This is a genomic window from Empedobacter sp. UBA3475 (assembly GCF_002378465.1).
GTDB lineage: Bacteria > Bacteroidota > Bacteroidia > Flavobacteriales > Weeksellaceae > Empedobacter > Empedobacter falsenii_B.
In genome coordinates, this window is record NZ_DFRA01000032.1 from 1 (window position 1) to 21,657 (window position 21,657).

At 32.6% G+C, this 21,657-nt stretch carries 16 protein-coding genes; 6 read left to right on the forward strand and 10 right to left on the reverse strand.

The window, feature by feature from the left end; all coding sequences use genetic code 11:
• Window positions 1–1,182 precede the first annotated feature (1,182 nt).
• Together B3I31_RS06990 and B3I31_RS06995 are read left to right on the forward strand one after the other, a co-directional pair.
• Window positions 1,183–1,965, forward strand: coding sequence for an RNA polymerase sigma factor (locus B3I31_RS06990; RefSeq protein ID WP_225542675.1), 783 nt, complete (start codon window positions 1,183–1,185; stop codon window positions 1,963–1,965).
• Between the two features lie 2 nt (window positions 1,966–1,967).
• Window positions 1,968–3,065, forward strand: a complete 1,098-nt coding sequence (locus B3I31_RS06995) for a hypothetical protein (RefSeq protein ID WP_125350260.1) — start codon at window positions 1,968–1,970, stop codon at window positions 3,063–3,065.
• A gap of 1,012 nt (window positions 3,066–4,077) precedes the next feature.
• On the opposite strand, the gene B3I31_RS07000 is transcribed toward B3I31_RS06995, so the two are convergent.
• The 7 genes from B3I31_RS07000 to B3I31_RS07030 all read right to left on the reverse strand — a co-directional run bounded on the left by B3I31_RS07000 (window position 4,078) and on the right by B3I31_RS07030 (window position 12,789).
• Window positions 4,078–5,211, reverse strand: a complete 1,134-nt coding sequence (locus B3I31_RS07000; RefSeq protein ID WP_291046844.1) for a M28 family peptidase — start codon at window positions 5,209–5,211, stop codon at window positions 4,078–4,080.
• A 39-nt stretch (window positions 5,212–5,250) separates the two neighbouring features.
• Window positions 5,251–5,931: an SIR2 family NAD-dependent protein deacylase gene (locus B3I31_RS07005; protein WP_280037613.1), complete on the reverse strand. Its 681-nt coding sequence runs from the start codon at window positions 5,929–5,931 to the stop codon at window positions 5,251–5,253.
• A 498-nt stretch (window positions 5,932–6,429) separates the two neighbouring features.
• A complete protein-coding gene (locus B3I31_RS07010) occupies window positions 6,430–8,232 on the reverse strand; it encodes an acyl-CoA dehydrogenase family protein (RefSeq protein ID WP_291046843.1) in 1,803 nt (600 codons plus the stop codon).
• Window positions 8,233–8,318: 86 nt separating this feature from the next.
• Window positions 8,319–9,500 carry an acetyl-CoA C-acyltransferase gene (locus tag B3I31_RS07015; protein ID WP_286496101.1) on the reverse strand — a complete coding sequence of 394 codons (1,182 nt, stop codon included), beginning with the start codon at window positions 9,498–9,500 and terminating at the stop codon, window positions 8,319–8,321.
• 54 nt (window positions 9,501–9,554) lie between these two features.
• Window positions 9,555–9,905 carry a four helix bundle protein gene (locus B3I31_RS07020; RefSeq protein WP_114999168.1) on the reverse strand — a complete coding sequence of 117 codons (351 nt, stop codon included), beginning with the start codon at window positions 9,903–9,905 and terminating at the stop codon, window positions 9,555–9,557.
• 39 nt (window positions 9,906–9,944) lie between these two features.
• Window positions 9,945–12,344, reverse strand: a complete 2,400-nt coding sequence (locus tag B3I31_RS07025) for a 3-hydroxyacyl-CoA dehydrogenase/enoyl-CoA hydratase family protein (RefSeq protein ID WP_291046842.1) — start codon at window positions 12,342–12,344, stop codon at window positions 9,945–9,947.
• On the reverse strand, window positions 12,328–12,789 hold the full coding sequence (locus B3I31_RS07030) for a MarR family winged helix-turn-helix transcriptional regulator (RefSeq protein ID WP_019976592.1): 462 nt from the start codon (window positions 12,787–12,789) through the stop codon (window positions 12,328–12,330). Before B3I31_RS07030 ends, B3I31_RS07025 begins: the two co-directional genes overlap by 17 nt.
• Before the next feature lie 325 nt (window positions 12,790–13,114).
• Between B3I31_RS07030 and B3I31_RS07035 the strand changes: the two genes are divergently transcribed.
• Together B3I31_RS07035 and B3I31_RS07040 are read left to right on the forward strand one after the other, a co-directional pair.
• Complete coding sequence (locus B3I31_RS07035) at window positions 13,115–15,064, forward strand: KUP/HAK/KT family potassium transporter (RefSeq protein WP_125350255.1); 1,950 nt, start codon at window positions 13,115–13,117, stop codon at window positions 15,062–15,064.
• Window positions 15,065–15,193: 129 nt separating this feature from the next.
• Window positions 15,194–15,520, forward strand: a complete 327-nt coding sequence (locus B3I31_RS07040) for a YegP family protein (RefSeq protein WP_114999163.1) — start codon at window positions 15,194–15,196, stop codon at window positions 15,518–15,520.
• 109 nt (window positions 15,521–15,629) lie between these two features.
• Here B3I31_RS07040 and B3I31_RS07045 read toward each other — a convergent pair whose 3' ends face one another.
• On the reverse strand, window positions 15,630–16,094 hold the full coding sequence (locus tag B3I31_RS07045; RefSeq protein WP_291058586.1) for a Dps family protein: 465 nt from the start codon (window positions 16,092–16,094) through the stop codon (window positions 15,630–15,632).
• A gap of 252 nt (window positions 16,095–16,346) precedes the next feature.
• On the opposite strand from B3I31_RS07045, the gene B3I31_RS07050 reads away from it, so the two are divergent.
• Window positions 16,347–16,883 carry a hypothetical protein gene (locus tag B3I31_RS07050; RefSeq protein ID WP_291058584.1) on the forward strand — a complete coding sequence of 179 codons (537 nt, stop codon included), beginning with the start codon at window positions 16,347–16,349 and terminating at the stop codon, window positions 16,881–16,883.
• A 47-nt stretch (window positions 16,884–16,930) separates the two neighbouring features.
• Here the strand turns inward: B3I31_RS07050 and uvrA are convergent, their stop codons facing one another.
• Complete coding sequence (gene uvrA, locus B3I31_RS07055; RefSeq protein WP_291058582.1) at window positions 16,931–19,756, reverse strand: excinuclease ABC subunit UvrA; 2,826 nt, start codon at window positions 19,754–19,756, stop codon at window positions 16,931–16,933.
• 86 nt (window positions 19,757–19,842) lie between these two features.
• Window positions 19,843–20,880, reverse strand: coding sequence for a GyrI-like domain-containing protein (locus tag B3I31_RS07060; protein WP_180905984.1), 1,038 nt, complete (start codon window positions 20,878–20,880; stop codon window positions 19,843–19,845).
• Window positions 20,881–20,984: 104 nt separating this feature from the next.
• Between B3I31_RS07060 and B3I31_RS07065 the strand changes: the two genes are divergently transcribed.
• A complete protein-coding gene (locus B3I31_RS07065; protein ID WP_180905983.1) occupies window positions 20,985–21,575 on the forward strand; it encodes a DUF937 domain-containing protein in 591 nt (196 codons plus the stop codon).
• Window positions 21,576–21,657: the final 82 nt, after the last annotated feature.

The following is a 21,657-nucleotide window of genomic DNA, read 5'->3' on the forward strand; positions in this document are numbered from 1 at the left end:
TTGTACTATGTAAAAAGTAGAATGTATTATGTATTTGAAAAAGGATTAAAAAAATGTCATATGATTTGGAGGCGAGTGTCAAAAAGTTGAAGAAAATGGTTAAAATGTTTTACTATTTGCGTAGCAAATGATTTAAAACATTCAATGGCTGAAACTTATTTTGACCGTCGAAAATCAAAGACAAGAGTTTTTTGATTACTTTTTTGCTCTCTTCCCCGAAGGGCATGTGAATACCTATAATTAAAATAGATATGCTATGAATAAAAAAGTGATAGAAAGTATTTTACATTCGTTTTTTCCTTGATGAAAAAACGAACAAAAAAAATCAAGACCGCGATTTTCGACGTTCAATTCCCATTTCACGCACTAAAAAGATTAAATGATTCGCATACGCTCACTAATCTTTTTTACGCTTGTTTCAATGGATTGAAGCTCGTCTGCAAATCGTATGTCGACTCTAAAATCCGTTGTTAAAAGTGATAACGAATTTGAATATTAAAAAAGGATTAAGAAACTGGCATTAAAACTCTCACGTTAAGAAAATGTTTGAGTACAACGTTAAAAAGATATTAGCCCATAGTTTTTTTTAAATCTTTAGTGGAGTGAAAACATTTTGAGTAGAGAGGTTTACGGCCAAGAGTTTTTTGATTACTTTTTTGCTCTCTTCCCCGAAGGGCATGTGAATACCGATAATTAAAATAGATATGCTATGAATAAAAAAGTGATAGAAAGATTTCTCAATACCCCGAAATGACATATTGGATACGGTTCTGCACTTCGAATGCCTCAGTGCCCGTTTTAAAAAAGGATTTGAGTATTGAAAAAAGAGTTAAAAATCCGACGATTTAGAATCGAAATGCAATTCAACTCTAAATTATTGGAATAAAAAAGTTGAGGTGTTTGAACGAAGTGAGTTATCAACTTTATGGAAATAATTTATTTAGTTGAATCATTGAGAGACTACTGTCGGCATCTTTTTTTGTTTCGTTTTTTGGATGAGCAAAAAAATGAAAGTAAAGAACAAATTTGAAATAAAAAACAAAAAACCCTTTTCCAAAAACAAAGTTGGCGCGATGTACAGGAAAAAGAGTGACTTTTAAAACTAATGTTGAATTTAAAAACTATGTAAAAACGTAGAACGTCATACGTATCACGTAAAACATAAATAAAACCACCTTTATTATGCTAGAAAAAGAATTTGAATTATTAAAAAAAGGTAATTCTACTGCCTTCGAACGTATTTATGTCAGGTACAATAAACGAATCTTTTGGTTTGGTAAACAAATAATTGAGGATGAATTTGTAGTAGAATGCTTGGTACAAGATGCATTTCTAAAATTATGGGAATATCGCGAAAAGATGGAATCTCCTGATCATATCTTTTTCTTTTTAAGGTTTGTAATGAAATACAGTTGCTATTCGCATTATGCTAAACCGAAGAATAAGTTTTTTAGAACTGTAAGTTCACTAGAAAGTTATGAGAATTATCAAAGTTATTTGGCTGGATATGATCCCGCAGATAACATTCAAAACCTAAACGAACAAGAAACACAACAGCACTATTTTGATCAAATTATAAAAGTATTACCCTTATTAAGTGCTGAAAGAAAGCATTTGATTGAACTCTGTTTAAAACATGGATTTCAATACAAAGCGATTGCTAAAGCAATGGGAAGAGGAATCACTGAAACGAGTAACGAAATTAAACATGCTATTGATGATCTTAAGAAGATTTTAAGTCACCAAGATAAATTAATTATTAAAACCAAAACAGTCTCTACAGCAGAGAAGGAAAATCAAATATCTGAAACACAATCGTTGATTTTAAAACTTCGATGTAAGCATAAACAATCTTTTTCAACAATAGCTTCAGCATTACAATTGTCTCAAAAAGAGGTACACAATGAATTTATAGTCGCTTATAAATTCACTCAACAAAACAAAGTTCAATCCCTAAACTATTGATCATGGAAAAATCTACTTTAATACTCACTCGAAAAATACAAATACTTATCGATTTACCAACTCAAGAAGAACGCAAAGAGGCATTAGACAAGCTTTATAGATGGCAAAACAGATGTTTTAAAGCCGCTAATTTGATTGTTTCTCATTTGTATTTACAAGAAATGATGAAAGATTTTTTGTACCTCTCTGAAGGTGTTAAATATAAATTAATGGACGAGAAGAAAGATGCAGAGGGTATATTAAAAAATTCGCAAATGAGTACCACTTATCGTGTGCTATCAGACCGTTTTAAAGGTGAAATTCCAACCAATATATTATCTTGTTTAAATAATAGACTCCACAGTTCATACAACAAAGATTCTCAAAGATATTGGAAAGGAGAAGCTTCGTTAAAAAACTTCAAACGAGATATGGCATTTCCTTTTGGAGCAGAAAGTATACGTAGCTTCTCTTACAATCCTGAGAAAAAATGTTTTTGTTTTCGGTTGTTTCAACTTCCATTCAAAACCTATTTGGGAAAAGATTTTACAAGTAATAAAAGGTTATTGGAACAAGTGGTAAGCGGAGAAATTAAACTTTGTACATCACAAATAAAGTTAGAAAAAAGTAAAATATTTTGGTTAGCTGTTGTTGAGATCGAAAAAGAAAATCATCAATTACAACCCGAAATTATTGCAGAAGCTTCCCTCTCTTTAGAATATCCGTTGGTTGTAAAAATAGGAAAATCTCGGCTTACTATAGGAACCAAAGAAGAGTTTCTATACCGAAGGTTAGCGATACAAGCGTCCCGTAAACGAATACAAATTGGGGCAACTTATGCAAAATCGGGCAAAGGAAAAACGAGGAAACTAAAAGCGCTAGATAAAATGAGTCAAGTAGAAAAAAATTATGTGCATCATCGACTACATGTTTACAGCAGAAAGTTAATTGATTTTTGTGTAAATAATAAAGCAGGAACACTTATTTTAATGGATCAAGAGGAAAAGATAGAGCTGGCCAAAGAAGAAGATTTTGTACTGAGAAATTGGAGTTATTATAAACTGATGACCAAAATAAAATATAAGGCAGATAAAGCAGGAATTGAGCTTATAACAGCTTAAAAATATAATTTTTGAGGGTGATTGTACACCCGTAAGGTGAGGTTGATAATAAACACTCACTAAATATAAACAACATATATAACGCAAGGGCCAATTTTTTTTTCATCTACAGATACTTGCTAGATACTCCCAACATAAAGGCAGGATGAAGGCAACATAGTGGCAGTAGAATGTATGTAAAAGATTTTTGTAGTTCAGGGGTTGTAATAATTGCCAAGTTGTTTTTTATACAAAAAAATGTTTAGTGGAAAACAAAAGGATATCATTTTTAAAGTTTCAATGAATTTAAACTCGTCATTTGAGCAATGATAATCTTTAAATCTCATTTAAAAAAGTAGATTTTAGTGTTGTACTATGTAATATTTATAATGTATTAAGTAAAATCCATTATGTATTTGTGAGAGGCTGGAATTTTCAAGGCTTCGAAATAACACAAAATCACTTTTTGAATACAAATATAAAATGAAGTAGATTACCAAAATAACCTTTGAGAATCATTTAAATCGTAAGAACACATGACCAAAAACAGTATTTCCACTTGATATTCAGCACAATGACCAAGACGATTCAAACCTCTAAAATAAGTATCATTTGATGCTATTCTGAAATAAACTCAGAATGATAAAATCCGTAAAACGTTAAGCGTAGAACGTAAAACTTAATAAAACCTATGTTTCTATTGTGGTTAGAATATTCATTTTTTATTCGGTATTCTTCTTGATGGGGCACAACAACGATGTAAAATTAACCCTTAGACAAGCAAATTAACTAGAAGTGACGAATAATGAACCTAATTGGTTATCCATTAACCTAAATGGAGGTTGTATGCACTAAAATGCATTTTTTCTGTATCGGTTGTGTATCCTCGCTGTATCGATTCCGTATCCATTGTATATCCATTGCGTATGGTTTGTTCGGTGCTCGTGTATCGAAAGGTTGATTACCATTTAGACAAAAAAAGTAACTATTCAACTAAAAAAGTCAATTTATTACATAAATGAGACGCAACAATTTATTTCTTCAAAATCTTAAAACTATGTTGATTCGAATTTATTTTAACGAAATAAACGCCAGAAGTAAGATGTTCTAAATTTATCTGCGAAACAGCTGTTCGAAACTTCTTTTCATAGACCTGTATTCCTGTTTCGTTATATATAGAAATTGTAGGTTGTTTTAAAATCTGCGAAAAATGAAGGTTTCTCTTTACTGGATTTGGGTACACTTGCAAAGTTGAAATAGTATGATCTGTTGTAGTCAACTTCTCTTGTGCTTGAGAAAAATGTAATAAAGTCGCCAAAGCTCCTTTCGCTACTTCTGTCAAATAATTCAAATCTAAATTAGCTATTATATCTTGAGCAGTATGTGCATAAGGTGTTTCATTCTTTTCGAAAAGTCCAGTTATTGGATAACCAACTGCCTGAAAAGGCATATAATCGGAACTATAAGCATTCGAAATTTCAGTTTTTAGAGTTGTATACAAGGGAAAAATATTCGACATTTGATTAGTCAAATCAGAAGAAGCTGCATTATTTGATGTTGGATTACTTTCATCTTGCTCACAAACAATTGTTGAATTTACTTTATTCGCCACTCCTCCTACCTCATCAATATTCAGAACAGCTTTAATGTTTAAATTCTGAGGAACTGCAATTTGATTGACATATGTCTGACTTCCTATTAAACCGCGTTCTTCTCCTGTAAAATGAATAAACTTGATCGAATAATCAGTATCGATATCTTTAATTAATCGAGCAATTTCTAATAAAGTAACCGTTCCCGATCCATTATCATTCGCTCCTGGTCCATTTAATGTATCATAATGACCATCGATGATAATAAATTCATCAGGATATTTTTTTCCAATTTTTGTTATGATCAAATTATTTCCAACATTTCCAAAAACATTAACTGATTGTTGCTCTATAGTGGCATAACCATATGTTGTATAATAAGATTTCAACCATGTAAATGTATTTTCATGAGCTGACGAACCAACAGTTTTAATTCCGAAATCTTGAAATTTTTGTAGCTTTTGATGAACAGAATCATATTTAACTTGATCTACTATCGATTGATAAAACGGATTTAACTCTTGTGCAGTCGCATTAATAGAAAAAACAAATAATGGTAGAAATATATACTTCATATTCTCTAAATTAATTAATCAACAGTAAAACGTAAAAGATTAAAAATTATTCAAAATAGTTTTTAATTCTTCGATACTTTCTGTTGCTTTTTTCTTGATATGCGTAATAGATGAATTGGTATAGGTATCTGATGGATCGATATAGATAATTGGGACATTTGTTTTTGCATAATCTTTGAGCGAAGCAGCTGGATACACTTGCATCGATGTTCCAATAATTACCAAAATATCTGCCTTTAAAACCTCATCAATCGCATTTTCTATTTCCGGAACCATTTCGCCAAACCACACAATATGCGGACGAAGTTGATTTCCATCTTCAGCCAAATCTCCAAGTTTGATATCTTTATTCCAATCAATAATTTGATTCTCATCTTTTTCGCTTCGCGCTTTTCTCAATTCGCCATGCAAATGAATTATTTTAGAAGAACCTGCTCTTTCATGCAAATCGTCTACATTTTGAGTGATAATTACAACTTCAAAATCATTTTCTAACTCTTTCAAGAAATGATGCGCAGTATTGGGTTCAACATCGAATAATTGTTTTCGACGTTGATTATAGAATTCTTGAACCAATTTTGGGTTTCTTTGATAACCTTCAATCGAAGCGACTTCCATAATATCATGATTTTCCCACAAACCATTGGCATCTCGAAAAGTTGAAATTCCACTTTCAGCACTAATTCCAGCTCCCGTTAAAACAATTAGCTTCTTTTTCATTTCGAATGTATTAATTGAAGTAAATATAACTTTATAAAACAACAAAACTCCATTTCTATAAAGGGAGTTTTGTTGTTTTATTTTATTTTTTTTAATTCATCTAATTTGACTAGACACATAATACTAAATGTTGCAAACATGGTCAACGTAAGAATTGCTGCATTAATTATCATAAGCTTTGTTTTTGGGTTATTAATTTGAATTAAAGTTACTTCAAATCATTTCTTTCGAAAAGTATTTCATTAAGAAATATCGACTTAACTCTCTTATTTTTAATGAATAAACTTTAACCTCAAGGCATAAAAAAACCTCAATTGGGAACAACTGAGGCCTTTCTCTACTAAAACTTAAGTACCATGAAAACTCAACTAACTTATATAAAGACTAGTACTTACTCTAGAATCATCAAATGATATACCAAATTATATTTCAACATATTAAAAATAAAAAAGCAGTCAATAAATTGACTGCTTTAAATAATTTGTATTTAAAATATACTTAGAAAGTGTATTTATTTTCTTTGATTAACAAATCTGCAATTTCAGTTTTTAAGTTAACTACGTTTGGATATTCGTTGTAACGTGTAAATCTTCTTAAACCAGATAACATCATGCGTTGCTCATCTCCTTCTGTGAAAGAAACGATACCGCGAGTAGCTTCTGTTTTAATAATTTCTACCGATTTGAATAATTGTAATTGAACTAATTTTTCTGCATTCTTCGCCGCATCAGCACCTTTTACATTTGCAATTTTTTCTGCACGTAACATCGCCGATTCAACCATATAAATTTCTTGCATAATACGAGAAGCAGCAATAATCAACTGTTGGTGTTGCTCTAATTCTGCACCAAACTTTTGCAAAGCAGAACCCGCAACCATAAAGAACGATTTCTTAAGATTTGCAATGATTTCTTTTTCTTGCGCAAATAATTCTGAATAATCTGGAACATCAAACGATGGAATAGACATTAATTCATTTGCAACATTCATTGCAGGAGACATTAAATCTAATTTTCCTTTGAATGCTCGTTTTACTAACATCGATACACATAATAAGGTATTGATTTCGTTTGTTCCTTCGTAAATTCTAGAAATACGTGCATCTCTCCAAGCTGCTTCCATTGGCATTTCTTTCGAATATCCCATTCCTCCGTAAATCTGAATCCCTTGATCCGCAGAAATTTGAGCAGCATCAGAAATCCAAACTTTTAAGATAGAAGCTTCAATTGCATATTCTTCGATACCTTTTAATTCCGCTTCGTTATGAGGCATTCCTTTTGCAATATTATCTTCGATTGCATCTTGCACATCCTTCGCTGCACGATAAGCACCAGCTTCTGAAGTAAACGCAGAAACAGCCATATCAGCTAATTTCTCTTTAATCGCACCAAATGTATTGATTGATGTATTGAATTGTTTACGTTCTGAAGAATATTGTAACGAATAATCTAAAATACGACGTTGCGCATCTAAACATGCTGCTCCTAATTTGATACGACCAACATTCAAGGCATTCATCGCAATTTTGAATCCTCCGTCTCTTTCTCCTAAAAGATTTTCAACCGGAACACGAACTTCATTAAAGAAAACTTGACGTGTTGATGAAGAAACAATTCCTAATTTATCTTCTTCTTCTCCTAATGAGAATCCAGCACCAGCTTTATCTTTTTCTACAATGAAACCTGTGATATTTTTATCATCATCAATACGTGCAAAAACAATGAATAAATCAGCAAAACCTGCATTTGTAATCCACATTTTTTGACCTGTGATGATATATTCTTTACCATCTTCTGATAAAACAGCTTTTGTTTTTCCTGAATTTGCATCAGAACCTGCTTCCGGCTCTGTTAAACAGTAAGATGCAAACCACTCTCCTGTTGCTAATTTTGGTAAATATTTTTGTTTTTGCTCTTCTGTTCCGTACAATAAAATTGGCATTGTTCCAATTCCAGTATGTGCTCCAAAAGCTGTCGCTAACGAACCTGTTGCTCCTGAAATATAGTCACACACTAACATTGTTGTAACGAATCCCATTCCCATTCCACCATATTCTTCTGGAACAGAAATCCCTAATAAACCTAATTCACCAATTTTACGCATTAATTCTTCAATCAACGCATAATCTTTTTTCTCAATTTGGTGTTTTTTAGGCACTACTTCTTTATCAATAAACTCTTTTGCAGATTGCAAAATCATTTGTTGTTCTTCTGATAAATCTTCGTAAGTGAAAATATCATTGTAAGAGGCATCTTTAATTAAATATTGACCTCCGATTAATCTATTTGGATTTGTAGACATATTTTTTTGTTGTTTAGATATTAGATTTTAAAATTGAGAAGTTAGATAAATTTGAAATCTATCATCTAACCTCTCAATTCTATATATTATTTTAGATATTCGAAAATTGAAGCTGCTCCTTGTCCTGTACCAACACACATGGTTACCATTCCATATTTCGCTTTACGCGCTTCCATTTCATGTAACAATTGCACGGTTAATTTCGTACCCGAACATCCAAGTGGATGCCCTAAAGCAATTGCACCTCCGTTTACATTGACGATATCAGGATTAAGATTCAACTCGCGCATAATTGCAACTGATTGAGAAGCGAAAGCTTCATTCAATTCGATTAACTGAATATCTTCTAATTTCATTCCTGCTTGTTCTAACGCTTTTGGAATTGCAAACAAAGGTCCCATTCCCATAATACGAGGTGCTAAACCTACCGTAGAATATGCAACTAAGCGTGCAACTGGCTCAAGACCTAATTCTTTCACCATATCTTCTGACATTACCATAACGAAAGCTGCTCCGTCCGACATTTGAGAAGAGTTACCTGCTGTAACTGAACCTCCTTGCGCAAAAACAGGACGTAATTTTGCTAAACCTTCGATAGATGTATCAGCACGTGGTCCTTCGTCCACTTTAAAATCAATTTTCTTTGTTTGAACTTTTTCTTTATCATCTAAGAAACTGTATTCAACATCAATTGGAACGATTTGAGATGCAAATTTTCCTTCAGCATTTGCTTTTAATGCTTTTTGATGCGAATTGAATGCAAATAAATCTTGATCCTCACGAGACACTTTAAATTCTTTTGCTACTTCTTCAGCTGTTAATCCCATTCCCCAATAATAATCTGGATGATCTTTCGCTAAATCTGTTTCTGGAATTGGTTTGTAACCTCCCATCGGAATATACGACATCGATTCTGCACCACCTGCGATGATACATTCTGCCATTCCCGTTCTAATTTTAGCAGCTGCCAACGCAATTGCTTCTGATCCTGATGCACAGTAACGGTTTACTGTAACACCTGGAACTTTGTCTGTGTCTAATCCCATTAATGAGATAAGACGTGCCATATTCAATCCTTGTTCTGCCTCTGGCATTGCACATCCAACGATTAGATCGTCGATACGTGTTGGATCTAAAGTTGGATAATCTTGCATTAAGCGCTTGATTACTGTAGCTGCCATTTCATCTGGACGTGTAAAACGCAATGTTCCTTTTGGCGCTTTTCCTACAGCTGTTCTATATCCTGTAACTATATATGCTTGTTTCATTTTTTTTAAGTATTATTAGATTGTACAATGTAAAATGTATGATGTACAAAGTATTTAATTATAGTTCTGAATTAATTTGACCAACATATTCTGTATATGTTTTAAATCTTTTAATAAATTATCCGAAATCTCTACTTGAATAAATTCTAAATCTCTTGCTAAAATAATTTGACATTCCAATTCGAAAGACGAACCTAAAGCTATATTGAGAAAATTAATAAATTGAGCATTCGAATTTCGACCAGCACCTTCTGCAATATTTGAAGCTATCGATACGCAAGCTCTTCTTGATTGAGAGGTCAAACCATAAATCTCACTTTTAGGATAATTTGAAGTAATCTCATAAAACCTTTTCGTAAAATTCATTGTTTTTTGCCAAACGATTAACTCTTTAAAATCATGCATAAATACTTTTTACATGTTACTTTTTACTTAATACAAATATTAATTACGCAACGGTTTACCTGTTTTTAACATATGCTGAATTCGCTCTAATGTTTTTCTTTCTCCACAAAGAGATAAGAATGTTTCGCGCTCTAAGTCTAACAAGTATTGTTCTGAAACATAAGTTGATTCAGATAAATTACCACCTGTCATTACATATCCTAATTTATTCGCAATTAAACGATCATGATCCGAAGCAAAACGTCCAGCAACCATAGAGTCTGTTCCGACATAGAACATTCCCATCGCTTCTTTTCCTAACACTTCTACTTTACGTTGAATTGGTTGTGTGTAACCTGCTTCTGCCAAAATAATTGCATGTTTCTTCGCTTCTGCAATTTGACGTTCTGCATTTACCACTACAATATCTTGCTCACGAATAATTCCCATATTCTTAGCTTCATAAGCTGAAGTTGCTACTTTCGCAGTTGCGATATTCATGAAATTATCGCGCAAATGATTTACTTTTACATCATCTTTTAAAGCGAATTCAGTTGCACGGCGCGCAAATTCTTTCGAACCTCCACCACCTGGGATTAATCCAACTCCAACCTCAACCAAACCAATGTAAGTTTCGGCAGCAGCTACAATTTTATCCGCATGCATCGACATTTCGCAACCTCCACCAAGCGTCATTCCGTGAGGAGCAACAACAACTGGAATAGATGAATAACGAACACGTATCATCGTATCCTGGAACATTTTGATTGCCATATTCAATTCCCACCAATCTTGTTCTGCAGCCATCATCATAATCATGGCTAAATTAGCACCAACAGAGAAATTATCTCCTTGGTTACCAATTACAACTCCACGATAATCTTTTTCTGCTAACTCGATTCCTTTATTGATTCCTTGTAAAACTCCTCCTCCAAGAGAATTCATTTTAGAACGGAACTCAATATTGATGATTCCATCTCCTAAATCTTGAATAGATGTTTCTTGGTTTGACCAGATTTCATTTGTTTTTCTAATGTTATCTAAAATAATAAATGCATCTTGACCTGGAATTAATTCGAATTGCTTTGATGATTGATTATAGAATAATTTCTTACCATTTTCGATTTTATAAAAAGAATTTGCACCAGTTGCGGCCAATTCTTTCACCCAATCCGAAACCTTGAAACCTTCTGATTCTACTAATTGAATTCCGTTTTGTAACCCAACCAAGTCCCATGTTTCAAATGGACCATATTTCCAAGCGTAACCTGTTTTTAAAGCGTCATCAATTGGATAAAGTACATCTGTAATTTCTGGAACACGTTGAGAAACGTAAGCGAATAATGAAGCAAAATGTTTGCGAATCAATTCTCCAGCCTTACCAGAATCTTTCAATAAAATACCTAATTTATTACGCATAGATCCTGCATTTTTAGCAGTTTCTACAGCTGTAACTTTTGCGCGTTCCATTGGACGATACTCTAACGTATCAAGATTTAAGGCAAAACGATTGGTATTCCCTTCTTTATCAATTTCTTTATAATAGAAGCCTTTTTTTGTTTTATCTCCTAAGAATTTATTTTCGATTAAGAAATCCAAGAATTTTGAATCTTTCAAACCTTGGATCATTTCGTCATTTGGCGCATTTTGCTGTAAACCTTTTGTTACATTATATGCAGTATCCAAACCAACCAAATCACCCAATTTGAATGTTCCCGTTTTCGGGCGACCCAAAATAGAACCTGTCAAAGTATCAACTTCTTCAATCGTTAATCCAATTTCTTGCGCCAATTCCATCACTTTCGCCATCGAGTAAACTCCTACTCTATTCCCGATAAAACCTGGCGTATCTTTACATAAAACTGGTGTTTTACCTAAAAATAAAGATGCATAGTTTTGGAAAAACTCAACAACAGATTTATCTGTTTGAGGAGTTGGGATAATTTCGAATAATTTTAAGTAACGTGGCGGATTGAAGAAATGCGTTCCGCAGAAATGTTTCTGAAAATCATCTGAACGACCTTCAGCCATCAAATGAATTGGAATACCAGAAGTATTAGAAGTGACTAAAGTTCCTGGTTTACGGAAGTTATCTACACGCTCAAAAATAGATTGTTTAATATCCAATCTTTCGATCACAACCTCTATTACCCAATCCGAGTTTTTAATCTTCTCGAAATCATCATCAAAATTCCCTACAGTTATACGAGAAGCAAATGCTTTGTCATAAATTGGTGAAGGATTGCTTTTTAAAGCAGCATCTAAGTGAGTTTGAGCAGTTCTGTTACGAACTACTTTACTCTCTAAAGTAAGTCCTTTCGCTTGCTCTTGTGGTGTAAGCTCGCGAGGAACCATATCTAACATCAAGACTTCGACTCCGATATTTGCAAAATGACATGCAATACCAGAACCCATCACTCCTGATCCTAATACAGTTACGTGTTTAACGTGTCTTCTCATAATTGTTTTTAAATATTTTTTTGTCCGATATTAATTGGTTAATCTTATAAATCACTTCCAAGAAAATTTGCATTTTCTCTGGTTCGATGTGATTATTAATTGATTCATTAAATTGCAAAACAAAATGTTTTGAAATATCTCTCATTCTTAATCCTTCTTCAGTCAAAGTGATCAACACACTTCTCCCATCTTCTGGATTTGGTTTTCGAACGATAAAATTTCTTGCTTCTAAGTTTTTTAATGTTCTCGACAAGCTTGTTGGCTCTATTCCCATCTTTGGTCCTAGCGACGTACTTGGCGTACCTCCTTTCGGATCTATTGATAATAATGTAAAGGCATACACCATTGTAGAATCGTAAGCACCTGCTTGCTCATTATACATTTTCTGAACTGACAACCATGTTGAACGCAATAAATAATCTATCGTTAAATCTTCTCTTAACATATTTTAGTGTATGTCTAACAAATATAATCTTTTTTTATTATGCAAGCATAATAAAGTTTTAAAATTTAATTTTGTTTAACAAATAATGATTCAATTTACTATTTCTCAATGAAATGTAACTTTAAATTATGATTAATAAAATAAATAGTATGATTAAATAATACTTAAATTTATTCCATTAATAAAAAACCGATTGCAGTAGTGTAAAAATACGCTATAATTAGTATCGAAAATAAGTATAATGTTGGTTTTGTATTATAAATAAATAAGATTGTTTAATCTCTTTTCAACGACATACATTCGTAGAAATTTTAAAATACTGCTTATGGAATCAAACCATACGATGAACAAAGTAACTGCGGCAACGCTCTTAATCGCATTTGGAATCATTTATGGTGATATTGGAACAAGTCCTTTATATGTAATGAAAGCGATAATTGGCGAGAATCGCGTGATTGAAGAGAGCATTGTCTACGGAGGCGTATCATGTGTTTTTTGGACTTTGTGTTTTCAGACTTCTATCAAATATGTATGGTTGACACTAAAAGCGGATAATGATGGCGAAGGAGGAATTTTTTCTTTGTATTCATTAATCAAGAAAAAAGGTAAAAACCTAATTATTCCAACCATCATTGGAGCTTCTGCTTTGCTCGCCGATGGAATTATCACCCCCCCCGTTTCCGTCTCTTCTGCTGTTGAAGGACTACGAATGCTAAACGGACTCGAAAATCTACCTACTATACCTATTGTAATCTTCATCCTTTCGATGTTATTTTTCTTCCAACGATTTGGAACAAATAAAGTAGGAAAAATATTTGGACCATTTATGGTTTTATGGTTTACAATGCTTCTAGGCTTAGGAGTTTTACATATCGTACATCATCCAAGTATCATCAAAGCATTAAACCCTTATTACGCGTATAACTTATTGATGAATTACCCTCACGGATTCTGGATTCTTGGCGCTGTATTCTTATGTACAACAGGTGCTGAGGCATTATACTCCGATTTAGGACATTGCGGACGAAAAAACATTAGAATTAGTTGGTTGTACGTTAAAATCTGCTTAGTAACAAACTATTTAGGACAAGCAGCTTGGTTAATGCACCAAGACAATCCTATGTTAGATGGTAGAAATCCTTTCTACGAAATGATGCCAGATTGGTTCTTAATTCCTGGAATTTGTATTGCCACAGGTGCAGCTATTATTGCGTCACAAGCTTTGATTACAGGATCTTTTACATTAATCAATGAAGCTATCAACTTAGGTTTCTGGCCAAGAACATTAATTATTCAACCAAACGAGCACAAAAGCCAAGTTTACATTCCTACAATCAATTTTATGTTATGGGCTGGCTGTGTCTTTATTGTCTTATATTTCCGAGATTCGTCCCATATGGAAGCCGCCTACGGACTTGCTATTACAGTTACCATGTTAATGACGACCTTCTTGTTATCCTATTATCTTAATTATTATACAAAGTTCAACAAAGTATTTATTGTAGCAATTTTGTCGATTTTCGTAGCAATAGAATCATCATTTTTCGTAGCAAATGTTGTCAAATTTGTTGATGGTGGATATTTAGCTTTATTAATGGGATGGCTGTTCTTCATAATAATGTATTGTAGTTTTTATGGAAAAATCCTTAATTCAAGAAACTTAGAATTCGTTAAAATTAAACGTTACGCGAATGTGTTAACAGAATTAAGTGAAGATAAAACAATCAATAAATATTCGACTTTCTTGTTTTACTTAACGAAATCTACCAATCCGAAAAATATCGAGAAATACAGTATTCAATCCATTTTATCAAAACGTCCAAAACGTGCAGATGTCTATTGGTTTGTAAACATTAACCGAGATAGTGAACCTTATACGTTGAGCTATAAAATATTGCCAATTGTCGATCAAAAAATATATCGAATTACATTTAATGTAGGATTTAGAGTTCAACCAAAAACAGAACAATATATCAAAAAAGTAATCAACGATATGTATGCAAATGGAGAATTAGAGTTAAAATACCTGAGTACATGTTTGAAAAAATACAATCAAGATCCTGATATGAAATTTGTTTTGATTGAAAAATTCCCTTCAATTGAGACTAAATTAAGTATGAAAGAATTTTTCACGCTGAAAGTTTATTATTTATTAAAGAAAATAGAATTCAACATTCCGAAATCTTTTGGTCTAGAGAAAAACGACGTTGTTGTAGAACACATTCCTCTTTATATGCACAAACATAATATTGACGATTTAAAAAGAATTCAATAAAAGAATAGAAATCCTGAAAATAATTTTTCAGGATTTTTTTTGTAAATATTTTATAGATTGATAATTATCAAATAATTTTTATAAATTTATATCAATCAACAAGATAAAATATTTATAAAAAATTAAATTATGTTCGAAATTTATCAAGACAAAGCAGGAGAATATCGTTTTCGTTTGAAAGCTAAAAATGGACAAAATATTTTAGCAAGCGAAGGTTATAAACAAAAAGCAAGCTGCGAAAATGGAATTGAATCTGTTCGTAAAAATTCGCAGGATGATTCTAAATACGAATTAAAAGAAGGTTCTTCGGGTAAATGGCATTTCAATTTAAAGGCAACAAACGGGCAAGTAATTGGAACAAGCCAATCGTACGAAACTGAATCTGGCGCTAAAAATGGAATTGCTTCTGTAAAAACAAACGCTGCTGATGCAGAAGTAAAAGAAGTAGAAGGTTAATTACAAACCGTTATAAAAAGCTGAAGCCTTGGATAAATCCAAGGCTCAACCTAATTAACACTAATATGAATTAACACTAAAAACTTATGAAGTAAAATAATGTTCAACTTTATTTTAGATGCGATCTAAGCATCCAAGCAGTTTTTTGATGTTGTTCTAATAAACCAACTAAGAAATCCGAAGTTGAGATATCATGAAACTCATCAATTTCTACTACAGCCTGTGCCAAAAAGTCAATAATAACTTCGTGATCGTGTAGTAAATCAGCAATAAAACTTAAACTATCTTTGTTTTCAGTTTTTCTTGTTTCTGATAAGTGAGCTAACTGCAAATACTCTGCCATAGTTGCTGGTGCATATACATCTTTTTGACGAATTTTTTCTGCAACATCATCTATAACAATTTGTAACTCGTTATATAACAATTCAAAATACACATGTATTGTCTGAAAATCAGAACCTTCTACATTCCAATGTGCATTTCTTGTTTTTAAGTATAAAATATGTTCATCAGCTAATAATTTAATTAAAATATCAGCGATTTTTTGTTTTTTTTCTGGCGATAATAATTTCATATGATTAAATTTTATATTGTCTATTTGATTAACTTTACTAATGCAAATATAGAACCAGAAAACGAATGAATTATAGATTTATCAAATCTTATTTCTATTCTTTTATAATTAAAAACTATGAACGACTCGAATTAACTTAAAATAAATAATGATGTTTACTTAAAAACAGAATTACTATTTTTGATGAGACAAATTTATAGTGGTTTTTTCAATTAGAGCCATTTTTAAAAGTTAAAAATTAATTAAATTTCTATGAAAAAGTTTCTTTTATTTATCATTTCTTTAACCCTAAGCAATACTGCTTTTTCTCAAATTAATCAAAATCAAACGCTTAGTAATAATTGGCGTTTTGGAGGTGGTTTGGGACTATCTTTTGGGAATAACAGCTATTTTGGGTTTAATATTTCTCCAAGTGTTGGATATATGGTTGCAAACAATTTAGAATTGGGTGCCACGGCAGGTTATCAGTATGCGAAAGATGACTATGTAAAACAAAATTTGTTTAATGTTGGTCCTTACATTAACTTTTTTCCAATCGAGAACATTTTCTTGAGAGCCAACTATATGTACTACACAGGAAAACAAAAGTACAACGATCGTACGCCATACTACAACAGTATTTATGAAGCTGACATGGACGAATCTGCGTTATGGTTGGGAGCTGGATATCAATCGAGTGGACCAGTAAGATTTCAAGCTGGCGTGATGTACAATGTTTTATATAAAGAAAACGAAAGTATATTCTCTTCAGGATTACAACCTTTTATGGGTGTTTCAATCGGATTATAAGTCATAAAAAAATCCATCTAAAAATTTTTAGATGGATTTTTTTATATTTATTTCAATTCGACTTTCAAGAATTTTCCTGTTACACTTTTCGGATTCTTAATGATTTCTTCTGGCGTTCCTTCTGCCACAATTTTTCCACCTTTGCTCCCTCCGTCTGGACCAATATCAATCACATAATCAGCTAATTTTATCACATCCAAATTATGTTCGATAATGATAACAGTATTTCCAAATTCTACAATTTTATTGATTACTTTCATCAGCACATTAACATCTTCAAAATGCAAACCTGTTGTGGGTTCATCTAAAATATAAATTGTTTTTCCTGTTTGTTTTTTAGCCAATTCTGTTGCTAATTTCACACGTTGCGCCTCTCCTCCACTCAATGTTGTAGACTGCTGACCAAGCGTAATGTAACCCAAACCTACATCTTGCAACATTTTGACATAACGATATATTTTCGGAATCGCTTCAAAGAATTCTACCGCTTCATTTACCGTCATTTCTAACACATCCGAAATCGATTTTCCTTTGTAACGAACCTCCAACGTCTCACGATTAAAACGTTTTCCATTACATGTTTCACATTCGACATGAATATCAGGTAAGAAATTCATTTCAATCACACGCAAACCTGCTCCTTGACAAGTTTCACAACGCCCACCTTTTACATTAAATGAAAAACGTCCAGGCTTGTAACCTCTAATTTTGGCTTCAGGTAAATTTGTAAACAACGTACGAATATCAGAGAAAATCCCTGTATAAGTCGCAGGATTAGAACGAGGCGTACGACCAATTGGGGATTGATCCACTTCGATTACTTTATCTAAATGCTCTAAACCTTCAATTTTTTTGTAAGGCATCGGATCTTTTTCTGCTCTAAAGAAATGTTGATTCAGAATTCTGTACAATGTTTCATTAATCAATGTTGATTTTCCAGAACCCGAAACACCCGAAACCACAACCAATTCCCCCAAAGGAATGGTAAGATTTACATTTTTTAGATTATTTCCTGATGCACCAAAAAGTTTCAATTCTAATCCATTACCTTTTCTTCGTTCTTTTGGAACTTCGATTTGCAACTGATTGTTTAAATATTTTGATGTTAATGTATTTGATTTCAACATTTGTTCCGGCTCTCCTTCCCAAACAATTTGACCGCCATTTTTCCCTGCTTTTGGTCCAACATCAACTACATAATCCGATTCTAAGATCATGTCTTTGTCGTGTTCTACAACCAAAACTGAATTTCCGATATCGCGCAATTTCTTCAACGAATCAATCAATCTGACATTATCGCGTTGATGCAAACCAATACTTGGTTCATCTAAAATATACAACACATTCACCAGTTGAGAACCAATTTGAGTAGCCAAACGAATTCGCTGTGCTTCGCCTCCTGAAAGGGTTCTTGAAGAACGATTAAGACTCAAATAATCTAATCCGACATCTAATAAAAAAGATAAACGTGTATAAATTTCTTTCAGAATCTCGTGCGCAATTTGTTGTTGATTCGAAGTCATCGAAACTGGCGCATTTTCAATCCATTTTTGCAACGATTGAAGATCCATTTCCGCAACTTCACCAATATTTTTATTGTCAATTCGGAAGAAAAGAGATTCTTTTTTAAGGCGTTTTCCTTCGCAAGTTGGACAAATAACTTTCTTTCCAAACTTTTTGCTAATCGAACTTGAAGACGGATTATTTTTATCTTCCATTATTTCAGAAAGAAATTCATTCAATCCTTCAAAATCAATTTTATATGTTTTTTTGACTGAGGCAAATTTAAGATCGACATTCAAAGTTTCCTTTAAACCGTTCATTACATCATCAATCAATGCTTGAGGAAGTTTTTTGAATGCTACTTTCTGGTCTATATTATGTTTGACAAAAATCGCTTCCAATTGTTTTTCTATTCGAGAAGATGATTTTAAAGCTTCAAATAATTCTTCCAAATTATCAAACAACGATTTGTCTTGATCTTGAAATAATTTTTCGTGATTAACCACTTTCAACTCTCCTAGACCTGTACAAGTTGGACAAGCACCTTTTGGTGAATTGAACGAAAATGTATTCGGTTCTGGCAACGCATATGACATCCCTGTCGATGGACACATTAACGAACGAGAAAAGAATTTGGTTTCATTGGTTTCGTAATCCAAAATCATCGTAATTCCGTTTCCTTGCTGCATTGCATGATCGATACTTGAACGCAAACGTTGATCATTCACCTTATCATTCAGCAACATTTTATCCACCATCAATTCAATATCATGCGTTTTGTAGCGATCTAACATCATTCCTGGTGCAATATCTTTCAACTCCCCATCAATGCGCATTTCAAGAAAACCTTTTTTAGAATATGTCACAAAAACCTCACGATAATGACCTTTTCTTGAACGTACAATTGGTGCTAAAATCGCAATTTTCTTTCCACTGTATTGTGCACGGATCAACTCAATGATTTGCTCTTCTGTGTAAGCAACCATTTGTTCGTTTGTTTCGACAGAAAAAGCCGTTGACGCACGCGCATACAACAAACGAAGAAAGTCATAAATTTCTGTAATTGTACCAACAGTAGAACGCGGATTTTTATTGGTCGTTTTTTGCTCAATCGCAATAACTGGTGACAAACCATCAATTTTATCAACATCTGGACGTTCCAAACCTCCCAAAAATTGACGCGCATAAGCCGAAAAAGTTTCGATATAACGACGTTGTCCTTCTGCATAAATCGTATCAAAAGCCAACGAAGATTTTCCACTTCCACTTAAACCCGTGATTACCACAAGCTCGTTTCGAGGAATCTTTACATCAATATTTTTTAGATTATGTTCACGTGCACCGTAAACTTCAATAAAATCTTTGTCCATGTTCGTTTGTAAGAAGTTGCAAAAATACAAAAAAAGCCACATTTCTGTGGCTAAGTGTACTTTAAAAATTGTTAATTCTTAAGTATTTATTGTTTTTTAATTGGAATATAAATTCGAGAAATTAGTTTTAAACTATCTGTTTCCTTCGGATCGTTTAACATAATTTCTAATTGCTTTGTATCCAATTGTAGTTTTTTCGATTTTGCATAATTCTTCATTTTTTCGATTGTTTGTGCACGTTTAGAACGAGGTCCTAAATGCAATGTTAACAAATAATCTCCACCAGGAACAACCACTTTTTTCATCTCTTTTTGTAAAGGCAAATCTTCTATTAATTGTATTCCAGCAAAAAATGTTGTCTTATCTTTTTCTTTATCAAAATCAGTAAAATAGACATATGGGAAACCTAAATCGAAATCAAAACCACCTTCATCTTTATTCATTAATGATTTATAAATCACCTCAAAAGCGCCATCCACTTTATCCATTATATCTTTTTCTGCTAAACTTGACTGCTTACGAATTGCTAATAAATTTGTTCGACCTAATTCTACAATTCGATATTCACCATAATTCAATCGACCTTCTTTTTGATCCTTATCTAATCTAACTTTCACTTTTTGATTGAGGTTATCCAAAGATTTTTCAAATTTAGATTCAGGATTTTTGAAAAAAGCAAAATAGCGGTAGAAATAAGGAATTTCTTGACTTAAATAATTCAATTTCGCTGTTGTTTTCCCATTTTCTTGTTGTTCAAATTTGACATTAAGACTATCTAATTTTTCCCAACCATCATATTTTATCGTATAATTGACGAAACGATTTATCGAAAAATTTTCAATCGTTACTTTTCCAGAAGCAATTGAAGCATCTTCAGAATCCCAAATCATATAATTTTCGTCCTCTTCTTTTGTATTAGAAAATTTCTTGATTGTTAAAGAATCCGCAGCTGTAAATTGTTGCCATTTCGAAAATTGACGAAGATTATAAAATTCGTCGTACACCAACCCAACAGGGGCATCAAATTCATATTGCATTTCTTCATCGAAACGACTAGGTAAAACGATTGGCAATAAAGCTAAAACCGCAATAATGATTACTAAAAAAAGATTTATTTGTTTCATTTACAAAATTGATTGTACAAAAATAGAAATACTTTGTAGGACTCTTAATATTAATCTGAATTAATCTGTTAAAAATAGTATATTTGAGTAAATAATATAAACTTATGGACTTTACAAATTTAATTCAAGGTGCAATGGGACAACAAATTGTTGGTTCTGCTGCAAAACAATTAGGGATTAATGAATCTCAAGCTCAAACTGCTGTTGCAGCAGCTGTACCTTTTTTATTGTCTGCTTTAAATAAAAATGCACAAGGCGGAGGTGCTGAAGGAATTTCGAATGCTTTGAATCAACATGACGGAAGTATTTTGGATAATCTTTCTGGATTTTTAGGTCAAGGAGGAAATCAACAAGATGGATTAGGAATTTTAGGTCACGTTTTAGGAAATAAACAACAAAATGTAGAATCTGCAATTTCTCAACAATCTGGATTGAACACAGCACAAGTTACTCAAATTTTAGCGTTAGTTGCACCAATTGTAATGGGCTATTTGGGTAAACAAAAACAGTCTGCTGGATTAGATTCAAATGGAATTGCTGGTTTATTAGGCGGTTTAGTTGGTGGTTCTACAACTCAAACAAACCAAAGTGGAGTAAATTTAGGTGGTTTCGAAAAATTACTAGACCAAGATGGTGACGGACAATTAGGAATTGGAGATGCCATGAGTTTATTGGGTGGATTTTTCAAAAAATAAGCCTTGTCTTAAACTGAATAAAAATACAAAATTTATTAAGCAGGAAATTTTCCTGCTTTTTTTGTTTCAAAAATTATCAACC

What these genes read in the sequence shown, in the direction of transcription:
- B3I31_RS06990 (WP_225542675.1), top strand. Translation starts at nt 1,183, where the DNA reads ATGCTAGAAAAAGAATTTGAATTATTAAAAAAAGGTAATTCTACTGCC.
- B3I31_RS06995 (WP_125350260.1), top strand. Translation starts at nt 1,968, where the DNA reads ATGGAAAAATCTACTTTAATACTCACTCGAAAAATACAAATACTTATC.
- B3I31_RS07000 (WP_291046844.1), bottom strand. Translation starts at nt 5,211, where the DNA reads ATGAAGTATATATTTCTACCATTATTTGTTTTTTCTATTAATGCGACT.
- B3I31_RS07005 (WP_280037613.1), bottom strand. Translation starts at nt 5,931, where the DNA reads ATGAAAAAGAAGCTAATTGTTTTAACGGGAGCTGGAATTAGTGCTGAA.
- B3I31_RS07010 (WP_291046843.1), bottom strand. Translation starts at nt 8,232, where the DNA reads ATGTCTACAAATCCAAATAGATTAATCGGAGGTCAATATTTAATTAAA.
- B3I31_RS07015 (WP_286496101.1), bottom strand. Translation starts at nt 9,500, where the DNA reads ATGAAACAAGCATATATAGTTACAGGATATAGAACAGCTGTAGGAAAA.
- B3I31_RS07020 (WP_114999168.1), bottom strand. Translation starts at nt 9,905, where the DNA reads ATGCATGATTTTAAAGAGTTAATCGTTTGGCAAAAAACAATGAATTTT.
- B3I31_RS07025 (WP_291046842.1), bottom strand. Translation starts at nt 12,344, where the DNA reads ATGAGAAGACACGTTAAACACGTAACTGTATTAGGATCAGGAGTGATG.
- B3I31_RS07030 (WP_019976592.1), bottom strand. Translation starts at nt 12,789, where the DNA reads ATGTTAAGAGAAGATTTAACGATAGATTATTTATTGCGTTCAACATGG.
- B3I31_RS07035 (WP_125350255.1), top strand. Translation starts at nt 13,115, where the DNA reads ATGGAATCAAACCATACGATGAACAAAGTAACTGCGGCAACGCTCTTA.
- B3I31_RS07040 (WP_114999163.1), top strand. Translation starts at nt 15,194, where the DNA reads ATGTTCGAAATTTATCAAGACAAAGCAGGAGAATATCGTTTTCGTTTG.
- B3I31_RS07045 (WP_291058586.1), bottom strand. Translation starts at nt 16,094, where the DNA reads ATGAAATTATTATCGCCAGAAAAAAAACAAAAAATCGCTGATATTTTA.
- B3I31_RS07050 (WP_291058584.1), top strand. Translation starts at nt 16,347, where the DNA reads ATGAAAAAGTTTCTTTTATTTATCATTTCTTTAACCCTAAGCAATACT.
- uvrA (WP_291058582.1), bottom strand. Translation starts at nt 19,756, where the DNA reads ATGGACAAAGATTTTATTGAAGTTTACGGTGCACGTGAACATAATCTA.
- B3I31_RS07060 (WP_180905984.1), bottom strand. Translation starts at nt 20,880, where the DNA reads ATGAAACAAATAAATCTTTTTTTAGTAATCATTATTGCGGTTTTAGCT.
- B3I31_RS07065 (WP_180905983.1), top strand. Translation starts at nt 20,985, where the DNA reads ATGGACTTTACAAATTTAATTCAAGGTGCAATGGGACAACAAATTGTT.